The organism is Clostridioides sp. LIBA-7602 (genome assembly GCF_056688945.1).
This window is the reverse complement of the sequence record NZ_CP196991.1, coordinates 1,130,772-1,148,440: the sequence shown is the minus strand read 5'-3', so window position 1 is coordinate 1,148,440 and position 17,669 is coordinate 1,130,772. Positions and strand designations below refer to the sequence as shown.

Below are 17,669 nucleotides of genomic sequence, written 5' to 3'. Positions count from 1 at the left end.
ATCTTTATGTTTAATTTATATAAAAAAACTAATAACAAACAGCTTCATCAACACCAAATAAATATATACATTTTTCTTTTACTGACTTCCCAGTTAGAGTTTCAATAACATCTGCATATAAATCTAGTTGTTTTTTATATTTTTCTATTATTTGGTTTATATTTTCTTCATTTACAAAGTCGGTTTTATAATCAACTAAAACTATTTGATTATCTTCCTCAAAATAAGCATCAACTATACCTCTTAACATGACACTTTCTTTATCATAAAGTTTTTTATCATCATTTTTTATCAATTCTTCATAAATATATATATCTTTCATATTCACTTGTGCATAAATTGATTTTTCTCTATTTATAAGTTCAGCATTCAGCATTCTTTTCCCTATGTCGGAAGCAAAAAACTTATATATTTTATATGGATTTACTATACTAGCTTGTTTTTCTGTTATTACGCCTTTTGAAATAAGGCTTTTTATTTGTAACTTTATATCATTTACAGTATTTACTTTTTTTAAGTCTAAAACTTCCATAACTAAATGGACTATTGTACCTCTTTCTGCTCCATTTATCTTTTCTCTTTCTTCATCATTTTGAATAAATAGAGGTTTTTTTAGTATTACTTTTTGTTCAAAGATAGTATTTATTAATTCTTCTTCATAGTTATTTTGTATTTTTTTTATTTCTGTAACAGATATACTAGCAGGTTTTCTTGTACTAAACTCATATGGATATACATAATTTAATTTTCCTTCTATTTCAGTATAATAATCACTGTCATGCTTATCTACATCTATTTTTTCAAGGATTTCTTCAATACTTTCATTTTCTTCATTAGTCTTTCTTTCTATTAAGACATCATTCTTGTTCCATAGTTTTCCACTCCATTTTGAATTATGGTCAACATTAAAGACTGCATCTAAGCCTACTTCTTCCAATAAATTAGACAAATCCTTATGTTTTAATACACAAGGCATTATCCAATCCAGAAAATTTTTACCTTTTAATATCTCGTATTGTGATATTGTATCCAGACCTTCAATTCCATTTGCCCATCTTTTTATACTATCTTGTATATTTCTAGTAGAACCTGTTATAATTAATTTTTCTTTAGCTCTTGTAAATGCAACATATAAAACTCTCATCTCTTCTGATAAATTTTCTATATTTATTTTACTTTTTAATGCTTCTTTGGCTATACTTGGAAAAGAGATTCGTCTTTCATAGTCCACAAACTGAGGTCCATACCCTAAATTATGATGATATAAAATACTCTTTTTAAAGTCTTGAGTATTGAAATTTTTACCCATTGCAGAACATATAACTACTGGAAATTCTAATCCTTTACTTTTATGGATACTCATTATCCTAACAACATTTGCATTTTCACCAAGTGTCTTTGCACTTCCCATATCAGAACTGGATTTTTTTAATTTTTCTATAAAATTTACAAAGTTGAATATTCCCTTAAAGCTAGTTTCTTCAAATTGTTTTGCTCTTTCAAACAGTACTTTTAAATTAGCTTGTCTTTGACTTCCACCTGGTAATGCTCCAACATAAGCATAGTATCCAGTCTTTGTGTACAAATACCAGATAAATTCGTCGGTACTCATGTACATTGATTTTTCTTTAAAGTCCTTTAATTTAACAAAAAAATCCTTGCTTTTACTTATACATTCTTTACTTGGTACAAACTCAGACTTATTTTCATTTTGATAATCCGTAAACTCGTCATACTCTGATGTACTTTCTAAAACCTCATAAAAAGTCTTATCTTTGTTCTGAATTCTAATATCAATCAAATCCTCTGGCGTAAATCCAAATATAGGAGATTTTAATACAGATATAAGTGGTATATCTTGTATTGGATTATCTATTATTTGAAGTAATGATAATATAGTTTTTATTTCAATTGTATCAAAATACCCTACTCCAACATCTGCATAGGTTGGTATATCCATATTCATCAATTCATCTGCAAACACTGGAGCCCATGCAGATGTAGCTCTTAAAAGAATCACTATATCTCTAAATTCAACAGGTCTATATCCATCAATTCCTTTATCGTATACTTTTTGAATTTTTCCATCTTCGTTAACTTTCATTAAATCTTTGATAATCTTTCCAACCATTCTAGCTTCAAGTTGTATATTATCTAACTTTTCTTCTTCTTCTAATTCATTTTCTTCATTATTGGCATTATCATCTTTATTATTTATAATATCATCATCAAGTTTATTATCTTTTTGTATAAGATGTATTTCTGTTGCTCCACCAACAATAGAGGTTTCATCTGTGTCTAACTTAAAATCAGCTCCCAAATTTAGTCTTTCTTTTTCCGTATATTCAATTTCTCCTATATTTTCATTCATTATATTTTCAAATATATAATTTACAGCATCTACAACTTCTGCTCTACTTCTAAAGTTTTTATAAAGCATTATTTTTCTATGAGAACTTCCCTTTTTATCATTGTAGTTATTGTATTTTTGTAAAAATAATTCTGGCTTTGCTTGTCTAAATCTATATATACTCTGCTTTACATCTCCAACCATAAACCTATTTGGTGTTTCTGTGTTAGCCACAGCTTTAAGTAATACTTCCTGTACTAAATTACTATCTTGATATTCATCTATAAATATCTCATAAAACCTCTTCCTATATCCCAATGCTATATCAGAAGGTATAATATTACCTTCTTCATCTACATTTGTTAGTATATTTAAGGCAAAATGCTCTATATCATTAAAATCTATTATTCCTTTTTCGCTTTTCTTATTACTATATTCCTCTTCAAATCTCAGTACAATATTAGATATAGGCTTGACTATATTATAAAGATATTTTATTTCTTCTTTAATTGAGTCATTATCTTTATTGAATGTAGCATTTACTATACTTTCTAAAGATTTTTTAGCTTTATCTCTCATAGCCTTTGCTTTTTCTTTTGATTCTTTTATATATGAAGGAGCATCTTTCGGGATTCTTTTTATTCCTTTTACATAGTTTTCAAAAGACATACCTGCCATCTTTTCATACGCTTCATTCCAGGATTTATTACATGCTTCTGAAATATCTACTATTTTTTTATACTCAATAGCTAACTTTTCTGCAAAAGTTTCTAATTCTTCTATTGATTCAACTTCTTTTAATGCCTTTTCCATATTTAAACAAAGACCATTAATTTCTATTTTTACAGTATCTAATATAGCTCTAGCCCAAATAGACTGTGAAAAATCAAAATCCTCATCGATATTAAATCTCTCTGCTGAATCAATTAACCATTTTTTAGGTTTAGGAGAAGCCATTGCAAATGAGTATATTCCTAAAATAATATCTTGTACTTCCTTGTCTCCTCCTCTTTCTGCATAACTTTCAACTAAATTTAAAAAACCCTCATTTCTTTCTTCATACAAGGTTTCAAATACATCTTCTATTGCTTCTTGTTTCAAAATAGCACATTCAGTTTGGTCTCCTATTCTAAAATTAGGGTCTAAGTTTATTCTATGAAAGTTTGATTTTATAACATCCAAACAAAATGAGTGTATTGTTGTAATGCTAGATTTATTCAATAGAACCAGTTGATTTTGTAAATGTTTATTTTCTGGATTTTCATCTAGTGATTTTCCTATAGCATCACCTATTCTCTCTCTCATCTCTGATGCAGCAGCATTAGTAAATGTAACAACTAATAACTTATCTATATCGATTGGATTTTCCCTACTTGTTATCATTTGAATTATACGCTCAACTAGTACTGCTGTTTTTCCTGACCCAGCAGCTGCTGCAACCAATAAATTGCAGTCTCTACTTTCTATGACTTCTAGTTGCTCTTTTGTCCATTTAGGAGAACTCACTAATCAACATCTCCTTTCATCATTTTTATTATCTCTTCATTGCTTTTATTGTTTAGAATTTTATATTTATTATCTTTCATAGTTGAATCAAATTGACATATGGCTGAATAATCACAAAAATCACATGATGTTCCATCTTTATGTTTATATGGAGCTATACATATTTCTCCACTCAACATGTCCTCACATAAATCTTTTATAGCATGTTTTACATATTTTCTAAGTAGTTTAAAATCCTCATAAGTTACTGCTGATGTACTTTTACCTACATTTCCATCTTTAGTAAGACCTACTGGTATTACTAAAGAGTTTTTTCGTTCTCCATCTATTAATGATTTATCCATTTCTTTTATTATATGTGAATCTTTTATTACAAGCCCTTTCATTCTAAGCTCTTTTAGTATTGCTTCTTGTATTTCTTCATCATCTTTGTCTTCATTAAATTTTGCTATTGGATTATTTATTCTACAATATAATATTGCAGCTGGATTTATATTTATATCTTCACCTTTTACACTTTCAAGGATTGCATCTAAATACACAAGTAATTGTAATTGTAGACCATAATATATTTCTGTCAAACTTATGGATTTATTACCTGACTTATAATCTACTATTCTTATATATTTATTTTCTCCTTCTTTAAATTCATCAACTCTGTCTATTTGCCCAATTAGATTTACTTCTTCTCCATTGTCTAATACTATTTTTATAGGAGGATATTTTCCGTCTCTTCCAAAATTAACTTCATAATCTATTGGTTCAAATGAACCTTGTTTTATTTGTTGACTAATTATATCTACAGCAGTTGTCAACATATTTTTTAATCTATATGCAAGATATTTGTACCTTTCTGAACTATTTAATATATACCCTGGTATCTTTGAAATTATTTCATCAACTATTATACCTATCTTTAATTCTATATACTTTTCATCAATGTCTCTCCAAGATAAATTATCTTGTGAAAGCTCCTTTGAAAATCTATCTAAAATATTGTGAATGAAAGTTCCCAAATCTGGTGGTGTAAATGAGTATTCTTTACGTTTTCGAGCTTTTAAACCGTACTGTATGAAATAAGCAAATGGGCACTCTGCATATTTTTCAAGCCTAGATATACTGAGAGAATTACTTTTATATAACGACCTTATCTTTTTCTCTTCAATCTTATGAACTTGATTAGTATAACTAAGACCTTTTATAACCTTTTTTGTTATGGAACTATACATTTCATCCTTTAGATAATATCTATATATATCTAGCCAAATACTATTAATATCTTCTTTATTATAACTATCACTATCATAATTTTTTATTACATTTATAAGTTCATTAAATGTAGGTGATTTAACAGTTATTTTTTTTAGTATATCTTCATCATTTTGCTTATCTTCTTCTACTAAATAACTTTTATTTTCTATATTTGGAAATATCTTTTTAAGTCTTGATATAATTATTGATGGTCTAAGAGTTTTACCCTCATGGTCAGATATCGGATATGTTATGATTAAATTCTCAGATGTAGAGGTAAGAGCCTTATATACTAGAAATTGTTCTTCAAAACTTCTAGTTTTACTATCAATGTCAACTTCAATTCCTTTACTTCCAAGGCTTTCTCTATCATTATCACTCAATATCCCACTATCCTTTGTAATCAGAGGAAATACACCATCAGTAGTTCCAATTAGATATAAATATTTAGTATTTGGATTTTTCATTCTATCAATACTACTTACAAGTACCTGGTCTATACTAGGAGGAACTAGTCCTAATTCATATTCATCAAAACCTAAAGTTATCAGTTTTATAAATTTTTCTAAAGAAATTATTTCATCACCCATAAGCTCGACCATTTGGTCTAGTACATCCACTACTATATCCCAAACTTGTGAGTATTGATTGGCAACATCAAGTTCCCCTTTATCTTTAAAATTTACTATTAAACTTTCTATAGTTTCTGGCATATTTATATCTAGTAAAAATTCATATATATATTTACATATTTCTTTTACTCTATTTTTTCCTTTTAATTTTTCTTGTAAAGTGATTATTGGCTCTAATACTCTATTTTTTATTTCATTTATTTTGTCTTTTAATTCTAGCTCAAATTCACTTTCTTCACTAGAAAGACTCTGTGTTATTCTATAGTCCCATTTTTCATCAAACCATTTCTTACCTTTAATTCCATTAGCCAGTACATAATTTTCTAGTAAATTTATATCATTATTATCAATTCCTATAAGTCCACTTTTTAAATATCTAAACATAGTCTCATATCCATATCGTCTATTTTTCATTTCTAAAGCTGAAATAATTAAAATAACTATTGGATTACTTTTTGCTTCTCTCTTCTTATCTATAAAATTTGGTATATTATATTGGTTAAATATAGAGTGTACTAAAAAATCATATCTATTTAAATCTCTTGTAGCAATAGTTATATCTCTATATCTAACATTCTTATCTCTAACTAAATGTACAATTTGTTTAGCTATTTCTTCTACCTCTGAATATAAATTATTAAATTCTTTGATTTTTATATTTTCAGTTGCTTTTAAATATGTTTTATATGGATAAGCATTATAAAATCTTTCTAAGTGTTGTAATTCTTTAATTTCCTCAAATCTTTTTATAACACCTGTATTTAAATTTACTTGTTGTAGTATTTTTATTCCTTCTTCATTGCACAATTGAGTTAATTTTGAATAAGTAAATTTAGTTCTAGAAAATACATCTGCTTTACTATATCCAATATAATTAATATCATCTACAGTCAAAGAAATACTGACATTTTTAGTTTTGTTTAATATGCTCTTTATTACATTGTACTGATTTGGTGTAAAACCTGTAAATTCATCTATATAAACACAAGCTCCTTCTAAATAACTACTTAATTCTATCCTATTTGCCAATGAAGTTAGCATATCTTGAGCATCTACGTAATTTTCATGTAATTTTCCTTCAAAAGAATTATATATCTTACTTATGTCTTTTAATTTTAGGCTTAAAGTCTCATTATCTAATTCTCCAGATATATTCTCTAACATCTCAGGACTTATATTATACTGTTTCATTTCTGATATCATATCTGTAATTGAACTTACAAAACCAGATTGTGACTTTGATTTTGAAAATACATTTAATTCTTCACTTACATCTTCAATTGCTCTATATACCATCATTGCTTTTCCACTAGAATTTATATTTACATCAGTTAATCCTCCTGCTTGAGAAAAAACTATATTACTTAGTGTTTTGAAACTAAGCACCCTAACTCTTAAATACTTATCTTTTTCTTTACCTAAAAATAGTTTACTTACTCTATTTTCAGCCTCAAATGTGTATTGTTCTGGAACTAAAAGTATAATTGATGTAGTTTCATTTTTTTGAGCTTCTCTTTTAATTTCATCTAGTATATAAGTAGATTTTCCACTTCCACCTCTACCTAATATAAACCTAAGTCCCATAAATTTCCGCCTCCAAAATACTATAATCTATTTCTTTACCATTACATAATTTATTGAATTCACAATACTTGCAATGATTCTTGTTTCTATAGCACATACGTTCTTCTTTATTATATACCTTTTCTATATCATTGTATAGATTGTCTTCGTATGTATGTTCTTCATAATTAGTATTCTTTATCATACTTATATAAGTTTGAATTTTATTTTTATTTGCTTCATGCTTTTCCTCGTCATATGAAATGATGATTGGTAGGTCATCAAATTCAGGTTGATAGTATCTCATATTTATATCTTTAACATTTATGTCCATTTTTAAAACTTTTGGGATTACTTCTTTTGCTAAAAACATATAAACAATTGTTTGTATTCTATTTTCTACATTTTTATAGTCAATCTTTTTAGACTCAGTTTTCCAGTCCCATATCTCTATACTGTCTTTTCCAATTACAACTAAATCATACTTTGCCTGTATTGTATCTCCTTTTAAAGTCATCCTTACTTCATATTCTGGTAGATACATTTTATCTTCTTTAATAGGAACGACTTTTTTTATATTTTCAATCCATTTTAAAAATTTTTTACTATTTTTATCACCTTCATTAGAATAGATTCCAAGGGGTATATTACTAAAATATCTTTCGCAAATTAAATGAAAATCTCTTCCTGTTTTTAAACTTTCATAATACTCTCTACTACCAATATCATCATTTTTCCAATTTATTCTATCAATATATTTATATTTAAACTTCAATGGACATGATTTATATGTGTTAATTGAATTTTGACTATAAGAAAAATATTTTAATTTATCATTCACTCATATCACTTTCCTCTTAATTTTATTTTTAATAACTATTTACTACTATATATTGTTTTAACTTTTTTCAATCAATATTTTAAACAATATATTGATGTAACTTATCATATATTAATTTGACCTCTTTTCAATAATATGTCGGTTCAGTCTGCTTAAATATATACTTGGTTTTTGCTCTTTTCTTTTATTGCCTATATCATTTTCATCTCTATAAGCACTTCCTGAAAGTACTAACATCTCCTTTGCTCTAGTAATTCCTACATATAAAAGTCTAATTTTTTCATTTATAGAATCAATCTTAGTCTTATGAGCATAATCAGTTGAGATACTTCCTTTTAATATAGCTTCGATTTCTGATTTAATAATTGCCATAGGATTTTTGTATTTTTCTTTTAAATACCATTTATCACTCTGAAATTTTTGATTGATATTGTCAGGGAAATTATATTCAACAAGACCTAATAAAAACACACAATCCCACTCCATTCCCTTTGACTTATGATAATTACATAATGTTATACTACCAGGCTCTGGCTCATATCCATTTATCTCATATACTACATCTATTATGTGATTGAATACTTTATTTTTTACATCGAATAATAAATTATATACATCCTCTAAATCCATATGTATATTTTCTGATACTAGATACTTTATATAAAAAGATATATAATCAAGTACAGCCTTATCTTCTTTTTCTAAATTAAGTTTTTTGCCAATAAATAAAACTAATAAGTCTAACCTTATTATTGGATATTCTAATATATGTTTTATAATATCTATTCCTTTTTTGAAATTCAAATATACCTCACTTTCTTCATTAATTTCTATTAAATCAGTGTCTAACTTACTAAATTCAAAATTGTAGATGATTTCTTCTGTCGAATAGTCTTTTAATACTTCTAAAAAATTCTTCTCATCTGCTTCATTATCAATATTTATAAAAACCTTATCAAGTACATTTATTAGCTTTTCTACATCATCACAATGTAGCATAAAATCAATAATAGATGCTATGTTGTTTATAATCTTCCTCTTACTCAAAGAATTTGGCCCTAATTCTTCAAAAGTTAGATTGTACTCCCTAAGTTCTTTAGCAACTTGTGTAACTTGTTCATTAAATGGGACTAATATACCTATACTTTTATCTGGGTATTTATTTTTTATCCCTTTAACATATTTAGCAGTTTGCTCTATTTCATTTTTCCAACTCTCATACCACTTTACATTTATATTATAATGTTCTGGGTTAGGATTTTCTTTATACCCCATTCCATTTGGTACAGTCTTTATTTGCATATCTTCAAGAGCATGTCTACATTCTTCCTGTCTAAATTCCTTTGTAACATAATCCACAAGAGTATTTGCTAAATCAAGTATATCTTTTGAACTTCTATTTGACATATTCATCCTGTGACAGAAATCTGCATTATTTATAAATTCTTTAAAAAATCTGGGGTCTGATGATGAAAAAGTTCCTGTTATACTCTGATTTATATCCCCAACCCTAACTAAATTTTTATTTTCGCTAGATATAATTTTTATTATATTACCTTGAATTTCATTTGAATCCTGACATTCATCTTCAAAAATATATTTGTATCTAGTCTGAAACTTCTTTCTAAGTGCTTCATCTAAACTCAAAGTTTTTTCTGCTAAAATTAATATATCATCATAATCTAATAATCCATTTTGCTTCAACTTCCTATCATATAACTTATATATTGGTAAAATAATTTTAAGCATTCCTTTATGCCCTCTTGACAATATTTCTTCAAGTTTATCTGGAGAAATACCTTTATACTTAAGTTCACTTATTGCATTTCCTGCAAATTCAAAAAAACCTCTTTCCCAAGCTTCAAGAGTTATTTCTTTCCAACGCTCATCTTTTTGCTCTTTTAGAAACCATCTAAAAGCTCTTTCTCCTCCTTCAAATCTAAATCTATTTATACATTCATTTAATATAATATTTTTTTGTAAATCGTCAGCTATATTAAAATCCTCACTTAACATTACAGCTTCTGGTTTTTCCTTTATTATCTTTACAGCTAAACTATGTATGGTCATTACTTCATATGAACTAGCATCATCTATTTTATTCTCTTCAAGAATTTTTTTTATTCTACCTTTAAAATTATTTACAGCACTGTTCATATAAGTAAGAACTAATATCTTTCCACCTTTATGCTTCTGCTCAAGTAATAGCTTTGCTACTAAGTTTGTTATTATAAATGTTTTTCCTGCACCTGGTACTGCTGGTACCGCCATAGTACCATTATCATAATTTATTATTGGTATCTGATCTTCTCTATAATTTATATTAATCATAATTTTTATCTCCTTTATGTGAGATTTTTAAAAGTATACTATATAACATACTTTCTTGAATATATCCATTAATCGTATACTCACTCTTGTATGCATAAATTTTATTTGCATTTAGTAACAAATTATATACAGTATTGTATAGATAATATTTCTTATAATATTCTTCCATTTCATTTGTATAAATCTTTTTTTCCTCAAAAGATTTTCTAAGTACAATTAAATTGCTTATATCTTTTTCTATTTTCATATTCCAAGCATTACTTCCTATATCTACCCATATTTGTATACTTCTATCTATATTTGATGATATATACGAATAAGGAGTAGTTATTACTATTTTATCTTTAGATTTTAACTCTTCCATATCAACAACAGAGTAATAATCATTTATTGTAGTCTTTAAAGCTTCTATGAATATCTTTTCTTCTCTCATATCAAGTAAACTTATACTTTCACTAAAAGATTCACTTTCAGCTATTATCTTTTTACATAACCCAACATTCTTCTTACCTTCTTTTAAACCTAGCATTTTATCTATATAGAACTGAATTAAAAATTCATGTATTTTTATATCACTTTTCTTCTTTTCTTCAATATACTGTAAAATGTCACAGTACTGACTATATCCATTTATATTATCAATACTTAAATTTCTTGTTTCATTGAGAATTTTAAATGCCTTTATCCTATTTATTTCTAAAAGAGTTTCTAAAAAACTTAAATATTCATCTTCTTTTATAAAATCTAAATGCCCATAAAATATACATGTAGCTACTACCAGTGCATTTCCATATGGATAATCTATAACTTTTTTATCCTTTTTAGTATTAAAAACATCTATATTTTTTTCTATCAAAGAGTCTCTAATCTGATACTCCAATATAGTATTATTTATAGGAGATATAATTGCTATATCTCTTGGAGATATACCATCTTCTATAAGAGATATAATTTTTTCACTTATTAAATCTAACATTTCATTGTACAGTTGGCTTGATTGATTTAATTCCACTTTTGCATTTAATAAGTATAAGTCTTCTATTCCTATGTTCTTCTTTTTAATCTTATCTTTTTCTTGTGATTCAATTTTTGATATTATCTTTTCATTTATATAGTCCATATCTGCATTATTAAATACAGAGTAATCTTTGCTATAATCAATATATATATAACTTTCCAATGCATTATCTAATGCTTTTACAATAAAATCAACTTCTACATTACTTGAATTTTCAAGGCTATCCACTATTATATATCTCACTTCTTTAAATAAGTTTTTTATATAAGAATCATCAGTAAGCAGATATTGATTATATAGATATACACTTAATGCATTATCTAAAATTGAGTTTGATAATAATGAGTCTATATAATATGATATAATTTCATCCATTTGAGTATATGAAAATCTATATATACTATCTCTGTTTTTCTTTGATGAATATATTTTTTCTCCAATAAAATCAAAATCAATTAAATTGAATGCAGATTTGTTTATATTGGTCATTATACTATTTGCTATTGATTTATTTGTTCCTGTAATATCTTCAAAATAACCTTCTTGTATCCTTTTTTCCTTAACTTTTTGTACTATTAAATATTCACTTAAACTGTTTGATATAAATGTTGGAGATACAGGTTTTTTACTTATTTTATTACATTTTTCTATTATGAGTGGCCAATATTTCAATAATTCTTTTTTTACAAAACCTATATATGTTGTTATTTTCAACTCTTCACTATAATCTAATTTTAAAGACCTTTCATATCTTATTTTTGTATTATTATTTGGTACCAATAGAATAATACTTCTTGAATTATTATAGTTTTTTTCTAATATTTCTCTATATTTATCTAAAGGTTCATCTCTATATTCTCTTAAACCACTTTTTTCAAATAAATATTCCACATAATCACCTTCCTCAATTAAATTAAGTGTATATTATCTAATTATATCATATTGTGTATTTTACAAAATACAATCAAATTATTGCATTTAACTACAAAAAAGACTATATATACATAGTCTTGCATTTATATATGCAACAATGTATATACAGTCTTTGATATTGATACACTTATATTTCATTTTATGACTTTAATGTCAATTTCCAATTATAGATTTACATTAAACTTTTAAATCTTTTTACTTATAATTACTTTAATGACTCTTCTATTCCTTTAGCTATTTGTGTACCCATTTCTTTTACTTTTGCTGGCGAGTTTATTAAACTCATATCACTTGCACTATCCAAAAAGGCACATTCTACAAGTACAGCTGGAATATTATTAGTTCTTAAAACATACAAATAGTCTTTTGTAGAGTCATCGTTTAAAGCTCTCGTTTTTATTCCTCTATTAGTAAGTTTAAACTTTTCTAAAATCCTATTTAATATATTTTTAGCTACCGTCTTAGTAGTTCCTCCATTTTTATCTTTAAGCTTATAAAACACTTCTACTCCATGACCTTTTCTATTATTATCACCATTATAGTGTATACTTGTAAATAAGTCTGGTTTAAGTGAGTTAGATAAAGCAGTTCTACTTCCAAGTGATACAGTTTTATCTGTATCTCTAGTCATAATTACATTTATACCTTTTGAACGTAAATATTCAGTAGTTGCAAGTGAAGTATTTAAATTGTAATCTTTTTCAATCATTCCTCCAAATGAATTTCCAGGTGCTGAACCACCATGCCCTGGGTCAATCATAACTGTCTTAGCACCATTATTACTTCCTGGGTCTGTTGGAGTTGTATTATGTTTAGATAGTGATGCTGCTATAGAATTCATTACATTAGAAGTCAATCCTCCGCCTATTTTATATACCTTATTAGCCGATTTAGCCTCTAAATTAGCTTTATGATATGCTGACACATATGTCTTTGGCGTTATAAGAATTGGTGACTTTAAACTAGCAGCTAATGGACCTGCTGCTAAAGCATCAACAAGTTCATCCGATTTAGCTACTAACATAGCTTCTAATTCGGCATCTGGATAGAATTTCTTTATTACATTTGCATTTGTTTCATGTCTATCTGCACCAGATACTCTATTATTAGTAACATTATCCTTAGTTATATCATTTACTTTATTTATAACATTTGTTGATATCATTTGAGGACCACCTATAAAATAAGCACTTTGTAAATCCTCACTCTCCAGCCATTGATATGTAATATTTGTAATACTATCTTTGTCAGCCACTATAATTGGTTGCTTATCTTGACCTGCTTTTGCTGCTATAGTAAGTGCATCTATTTCTCCACCATCCTTACCATTTGTTATATAAACTTTATCTACATCGTGATTTTTATCTATTTCTTTTGCTATCAATAGAGATGTCTCGTATCTATTAGAACCATTTAGACGAGTTTGATTAGAAGAATTTACAGCTGATTTTATCTGATTAACACTAGTTTTAGAAATAGAATTCTCATCTCCAACGATAATTATATCTTTAGGATTTAGACGTTTTAATTCTGCTTTTACACTATCAGGAACATTATTTTTTTCAACTAAAAGTATTGGTGCATTATATGTAGTTGCTAGTGGAGTTGATATAATCCCATCAATACTTACATCTCCATTTATTATAACTACCTTATCTGCACCATTTTTCCAACCTTCTTTACTTATTTTAACTGCTGTTTCATATCTATCACTTCCTGTAAGTTCTGTAATAGGTGCAGAAGTCTTTCTCAAGTATTTATTTACATCTTTTCTTGAAGTTATATCTTCAATTATACATTCCTGCGTTACATTATAGTCTTTTAAATTTAATCCCAGCTTCTCTAGGTCTTGTTTGTTTAAAGTTTTAGGATTATTTGCACTGTTTATTGTTATACCTTGTAGCTCCCAAACATTTTGATATTCTGGGTCTTTATTGTAATTGATAGTACCTTCGTATGCCCCAGTTGATTTGTTGTAATTTAGAGTTGTATCTAATGGCATGTCATAACATTTATATTTTAATGTAATACTATCTGCTTCTGGTTTTTCTTTAAATTTGACACTAACTTTTGATGTACTGCCTAAAACTATACTTTTTTTCTCTAAGCTTATATTTAAATCTGCATTATTTTCCATAGCATTAGATTCGGTAGCAAATGCCATTGTAGGTGCAACAATTGCCATTGAAAGAATTCCTGTTGTTAATAATTTTGTATTTCTTCTCATATCAATCTCCTTATTTAAAATAAATTTCTGACTTAGTCTTCTTAATTTTTTAATATGTCAAAGTGTATCTACCCAAAATTATAAATAATTTATAAATAAATTATAAAAATAAAAAAATAAATGTATTAAATACATTTATTTATCTTCACTATATCACTTATTGTGATAAAAATCCATAAAAATCCATAAAAAACAAATAATAACACATAATACCTTAATTTTCATCGTATTTTATAGACAAATATCACAACTTTTAATAGTTAATAATATTCTTTATATCTATGAATGTTTTTATATTATACTTAACTACAAAAGGCTATATATACACTTTTTTGCACTTATATGCAACAGTATATATATAGCCTTTCTTATTAATACAATTATATTTTATTTTGTAGATTTAGTCTAAGTTTAAGACCATAATTAATTTTATATTAAAACCTTTAATGATTCTCATTTAGACTATTTTAGCGACTCTTCTATACCTTTACCGATTTGTGTACCCATTTCTTTTACTTTACTTGATGTATTCAATAAACTCATATCTTTCTCATTGTCTAAAAATGCACATTCTACGAGTACTGCTGGCATATCATTTGTTCTTAAAACATATAAATAATCTTTTGTAGCATCAGTTGATAGTGCTCTCGTCTTAGCACCTCTGTTTTTTAGATTGAACTTTTCTAAAATTCTATTTAATATATTTGTAGCTAAAGTTTTAGTAGTTCCACCATTTTTATCTTCAAGTTTATAAAATACTTCCACACCATTTCCAGTTGTATCAGACGCATTATAGTGTATACTTGTAAATAAATCTGGTCTTAAAGAATTAGATAAAGCAGTTCTGTTTCCAAGTGATAGAGTTTTATCTGTGTCTCTAGTCATAATTACATTTATACCTTTTGAACGCAAATATTCAGTAGTCGCAAGTGAAGTATTTAAAGTATAATCTTTTTCTTTAATACCACCTAATGGTTTCCCTGTTGTACCACTATCTGAACCACCGTGTCCTGGGTCAATCATAACTGTCTTAGCACCATTATTATCTGGGTCTGCTGGAGTAGTATTGTGCTTAGATAATGATGCTGCTATAGAATTCATTACACTTGAAGTCAATCCTCCACCTATTTTATATACCTTATTAGCTGATTTAGCTTCTAAATTAGCTTTATGATATGCTGACACATATGTCTTTGGAGTTATAAGTATTGGAGATTTTAAATTAGCAGCTAATGGACCTGCTGCTAAAGCATCAACAAGTACATCTGATTTAGCTACCAAAACAGCTTCTAATTCATCCTCTGTATAGAATTTTTTTATTACATTTGCATTTGTTTCATGTCTATCTGCTCCATATACTCTATTATTAGTAACGCTATCCTTAGTTATATCATTTACTTTATTTATAACATTTGTTGATATCATTTGAGGACCACCTATAAAATAAGCACTTTGTAAATCCTCACCCTCCAACCATTTATATGTATTATTTGTAATACTATCTTTATCAGTCAATATAATTGGTTGCTTATCTTGACCTGCTTTTGCTGCTATAGTAAGTGCATCTACTTCTCCACCAGTAGCATTCGTTATATAAACTTTATCTACATCATGATTTTTATCTATTTCTTTTGCTATCAATAGAGATGTTTCGTATCTGTTAGAACCGCTTAGACGTGTTTGACTAGCATTTACAGTTGATTTTATCTGATTAGCACTAGTTTTAGAAATAGAATTCTCATCTCCAATTATGATTACATCTTTAGGATTTAGACGTTTTAATTCTGATTTTACACTATCAGGCACATTATTTTTTTCAACCAAAAGTATTGGTGCATTATATGTAGTAGCTAGTGGAGTTGATATAATCCCATCAATACTTACATCTCCACTTATTATAATTACCTTATCTGAACCATTTTTCCAGCCTTCTTTACTTATTTTAACTGCGGTCTCATATCTATCACTTCCTGTAAGTTCTGTAATAGGTGCAGAAGTCTTTCTCAAGTATTTATTTACATCTTTTCTTGAAGTTATATCTTCAATTATACATTCTTGTGTTACATTATAGTCTTTTAAATTTAATCCTAGCTTCTCTAGGTCTTGTTTGTTTAAAGTCTTAGGATTATTTGCACTGTTTATTGTTATACCTTGTAGCTCCCAAACATTTTGATATTCTGGGTCTTTATTATAATTGATAGTTCCTTCATATGCTCCAGTTGATTTGTTGTAATTTAGAGTTGTATCTAAGGGCATATCATAACATTTATATTTTAATGTAATACTATCTGCATCTGGCTTTTCTTTAAATTTAACACTAACTTTTGATGTACTGCCTAAAACTATACTTTTTTTCTCTAAGCTTATATTTAAATCTGCATTATTTTCCATAGCATTAGATTCAGTAGCAAATGCCATTGTCGGTGCAACAATTGCCATTGAAAGAATTCCTGTTGTTAATAATTTTGCATTTCTTCTCATATTAATCTCCTTACTTAATGTAAATTTCTATTTTGTTTTATAGATTTAGATTTTTAAAATATATCAAAGAGTATCTACCCAAAATTATAAATAATTATATAAAAAATAAACTTATAAAACACAAAAAATAAAAAAATTAAATATATCTAATATATTTAATTATATCCACTATATCATTTATTGCCAAAAAAATCTATAAAAGACAAATAAAAACATATAATAATTGTAGTTTTATTAAATTTTATACAACAAAAAAAGATTACGTGGCTACGTCCTACTCTCCCAGGCAGTTTCCCACCAAGTACCATCAGCGCTAGAGAGCTTAACTTCTGTGTTCGGAATGGGAACAGGTGTATCCTCTCTGCTATTGTAACCACATAATCTTTTGGAGCGGGTGAAGGGGATCGAACCCTCACAGCTGGCTTGGAAGGCCAGAACTCTACCATTGAGCTACACCCGCATTAAATTCTTATAAATTAGCAAAACTAATTTTCTAGAGTTAGCACTCTAAAAACTACACATATATTTTATTGAAT

General features: G+C 27.0%; 7 protein-coding genes, 1 tRNA gene and 1 rRNA gene. All 9 read right to left on the bottom strand.

Annotated elements, in window-relative coordinates; translation table 11 throughout:
- Positions 1 to 28 precede the first annotated feature (28 nt).
- Positions 29 to 3,856 carry a helicase-exonuclease AddAB subunit AddA gene (addA, locus tag ACTG45_RS05500; protein WP_479919987.1) on the bottom strand — a complete coding sequence of 1,276 codons (3,828 nt, stop codon included), beginning with the start codon at positions 3,854 to 3,856 and terminating at the stop codon, positions 29 to 31.
- Positions 3,856 to 7,323 (bottom strand): helicase-exonuclease AddAB subunit AddB, encoded by a 3,468-nt coding sequence (gene addB / locus ACTG45_RS05495; RefSeq protein WP_479919986.1) that lies wholly within the window; start codon positions 7,321 to 7,323, stop codon positions 3,856 to 3,858. The genes addA and addB overlap by 1 nt, the downstream gene beginning before the upstream one ends.
- Positions 7,313 to 8,143 (bottom strand): PD-(D/E)XK nuclease family protein, encoded by an 831-nt coding sequence (locus tag ACTG45_RS05490; protein WP_479919985.1) that lies wholly within the window; start codon positions 8,141 to 8,143, stop codon positions 7,313 to 7,315. Before ACTG45_RS05490 ends, addB begins: the two co-directional genes overlap by 11 nt.
- A gap of 111 nt (positions 8,144 to 8,254) precedes the next feature.
- Complete coding sequence (locus ACTG45_RS05485; RefSeq protein WP_021383845.1) at positions 8,255 to 10,474, bottom strand: ATP-dependent helicase; 2,220 nt, start codon at positions 10,472 to 10,474, stop codon at positions 8,255 to 8,257.
- Complete coding sequence (locus tag ACTG45_RS05480) at positions 10,467 to 12,383, bottom strand: hypothetical protein (RefSeq protein ID WP_021383847.1); 1,917 nt, start codon at positions 12,381 to 12,383, stop codon at positions 10,467 to 10,469. Before ACTG45_RS05480 ends, ACTG45_RS05485 begins: the two co-directional genes overlap by 8 nt.
- Before the next feature lie 247 nt (positions 12,384 to 12,630).
- On the bottom strand, positions 12,631 to 14,652 hold the full coding sequence (locus ACTG45_RS05475) for an N-acetylmuramoyl-L-alanine amidase (RefSeq protein ID WP_479918347.1): 2,022 nt from the start codon (positions 14,650 to 14,652) through the stop codon (positions 12,631 to 12,633).
- Between the two features lie 462 nt (positions 14,653 to 15,114).
- On the bottom strand, positions 15,115 to 17,133 hold the full coding sequence (locus ACTG45_RS05470; RefSeq protein ID WP_479919984.1) for an N-acetylmuramoyl-L-alanine amidase: 2,019 nt from the start codon (positions 17,131 to 17,133) through the stop codon (positions 15,115 to 15,117).
- Between the two features lie 261 nt (positions 17,134 to 17,394).
- A 5S ribosomal RNA gene (gene rrf, locus ACTG45_RS05465) occupies positions 17,395 to 17,511 on the bottom strand.
- 8 nt (positions 17,512 to 17,519) lie between these two features.
- Positions 17,520 to 17,593 (bottom strand) — tRNA-Gly (locus tag ACTG45_RS05460).
- Between the last annotated feature and the right edge of the window lie 76 nt (positions 17,594 to 17,669).

Coding starts and splice junctions, on each gene's coding strand:
- ACTG45_RS05485 (WP_021383845.1), bottom strand. CDS start 10,474: ATGATTAATATAAATTATAGAGAAGATCAGATACCAATAATAAATTAT.
- ACTG45_RS05475 (WP_479918347.1), bottom strand. CDS start 14,652: ATGAGAAGAAATACAAAATTATTAACAACAGGAATTCTTTCAATGGCA.
- addB (WP_479919986.1), bottom strand. CDS start 7,323: ATGGGACTTAGGTTTATATTAGGTAGAGGTGGAAGTGGAAAATCTACT.
- ACTG45_RS05470 (WP_479919984.1), bottom strand. CDS start 17,133: ATGAGAAGAAATGCAAAATTATTAACAACAGGAATTCTTTCAATGGCA.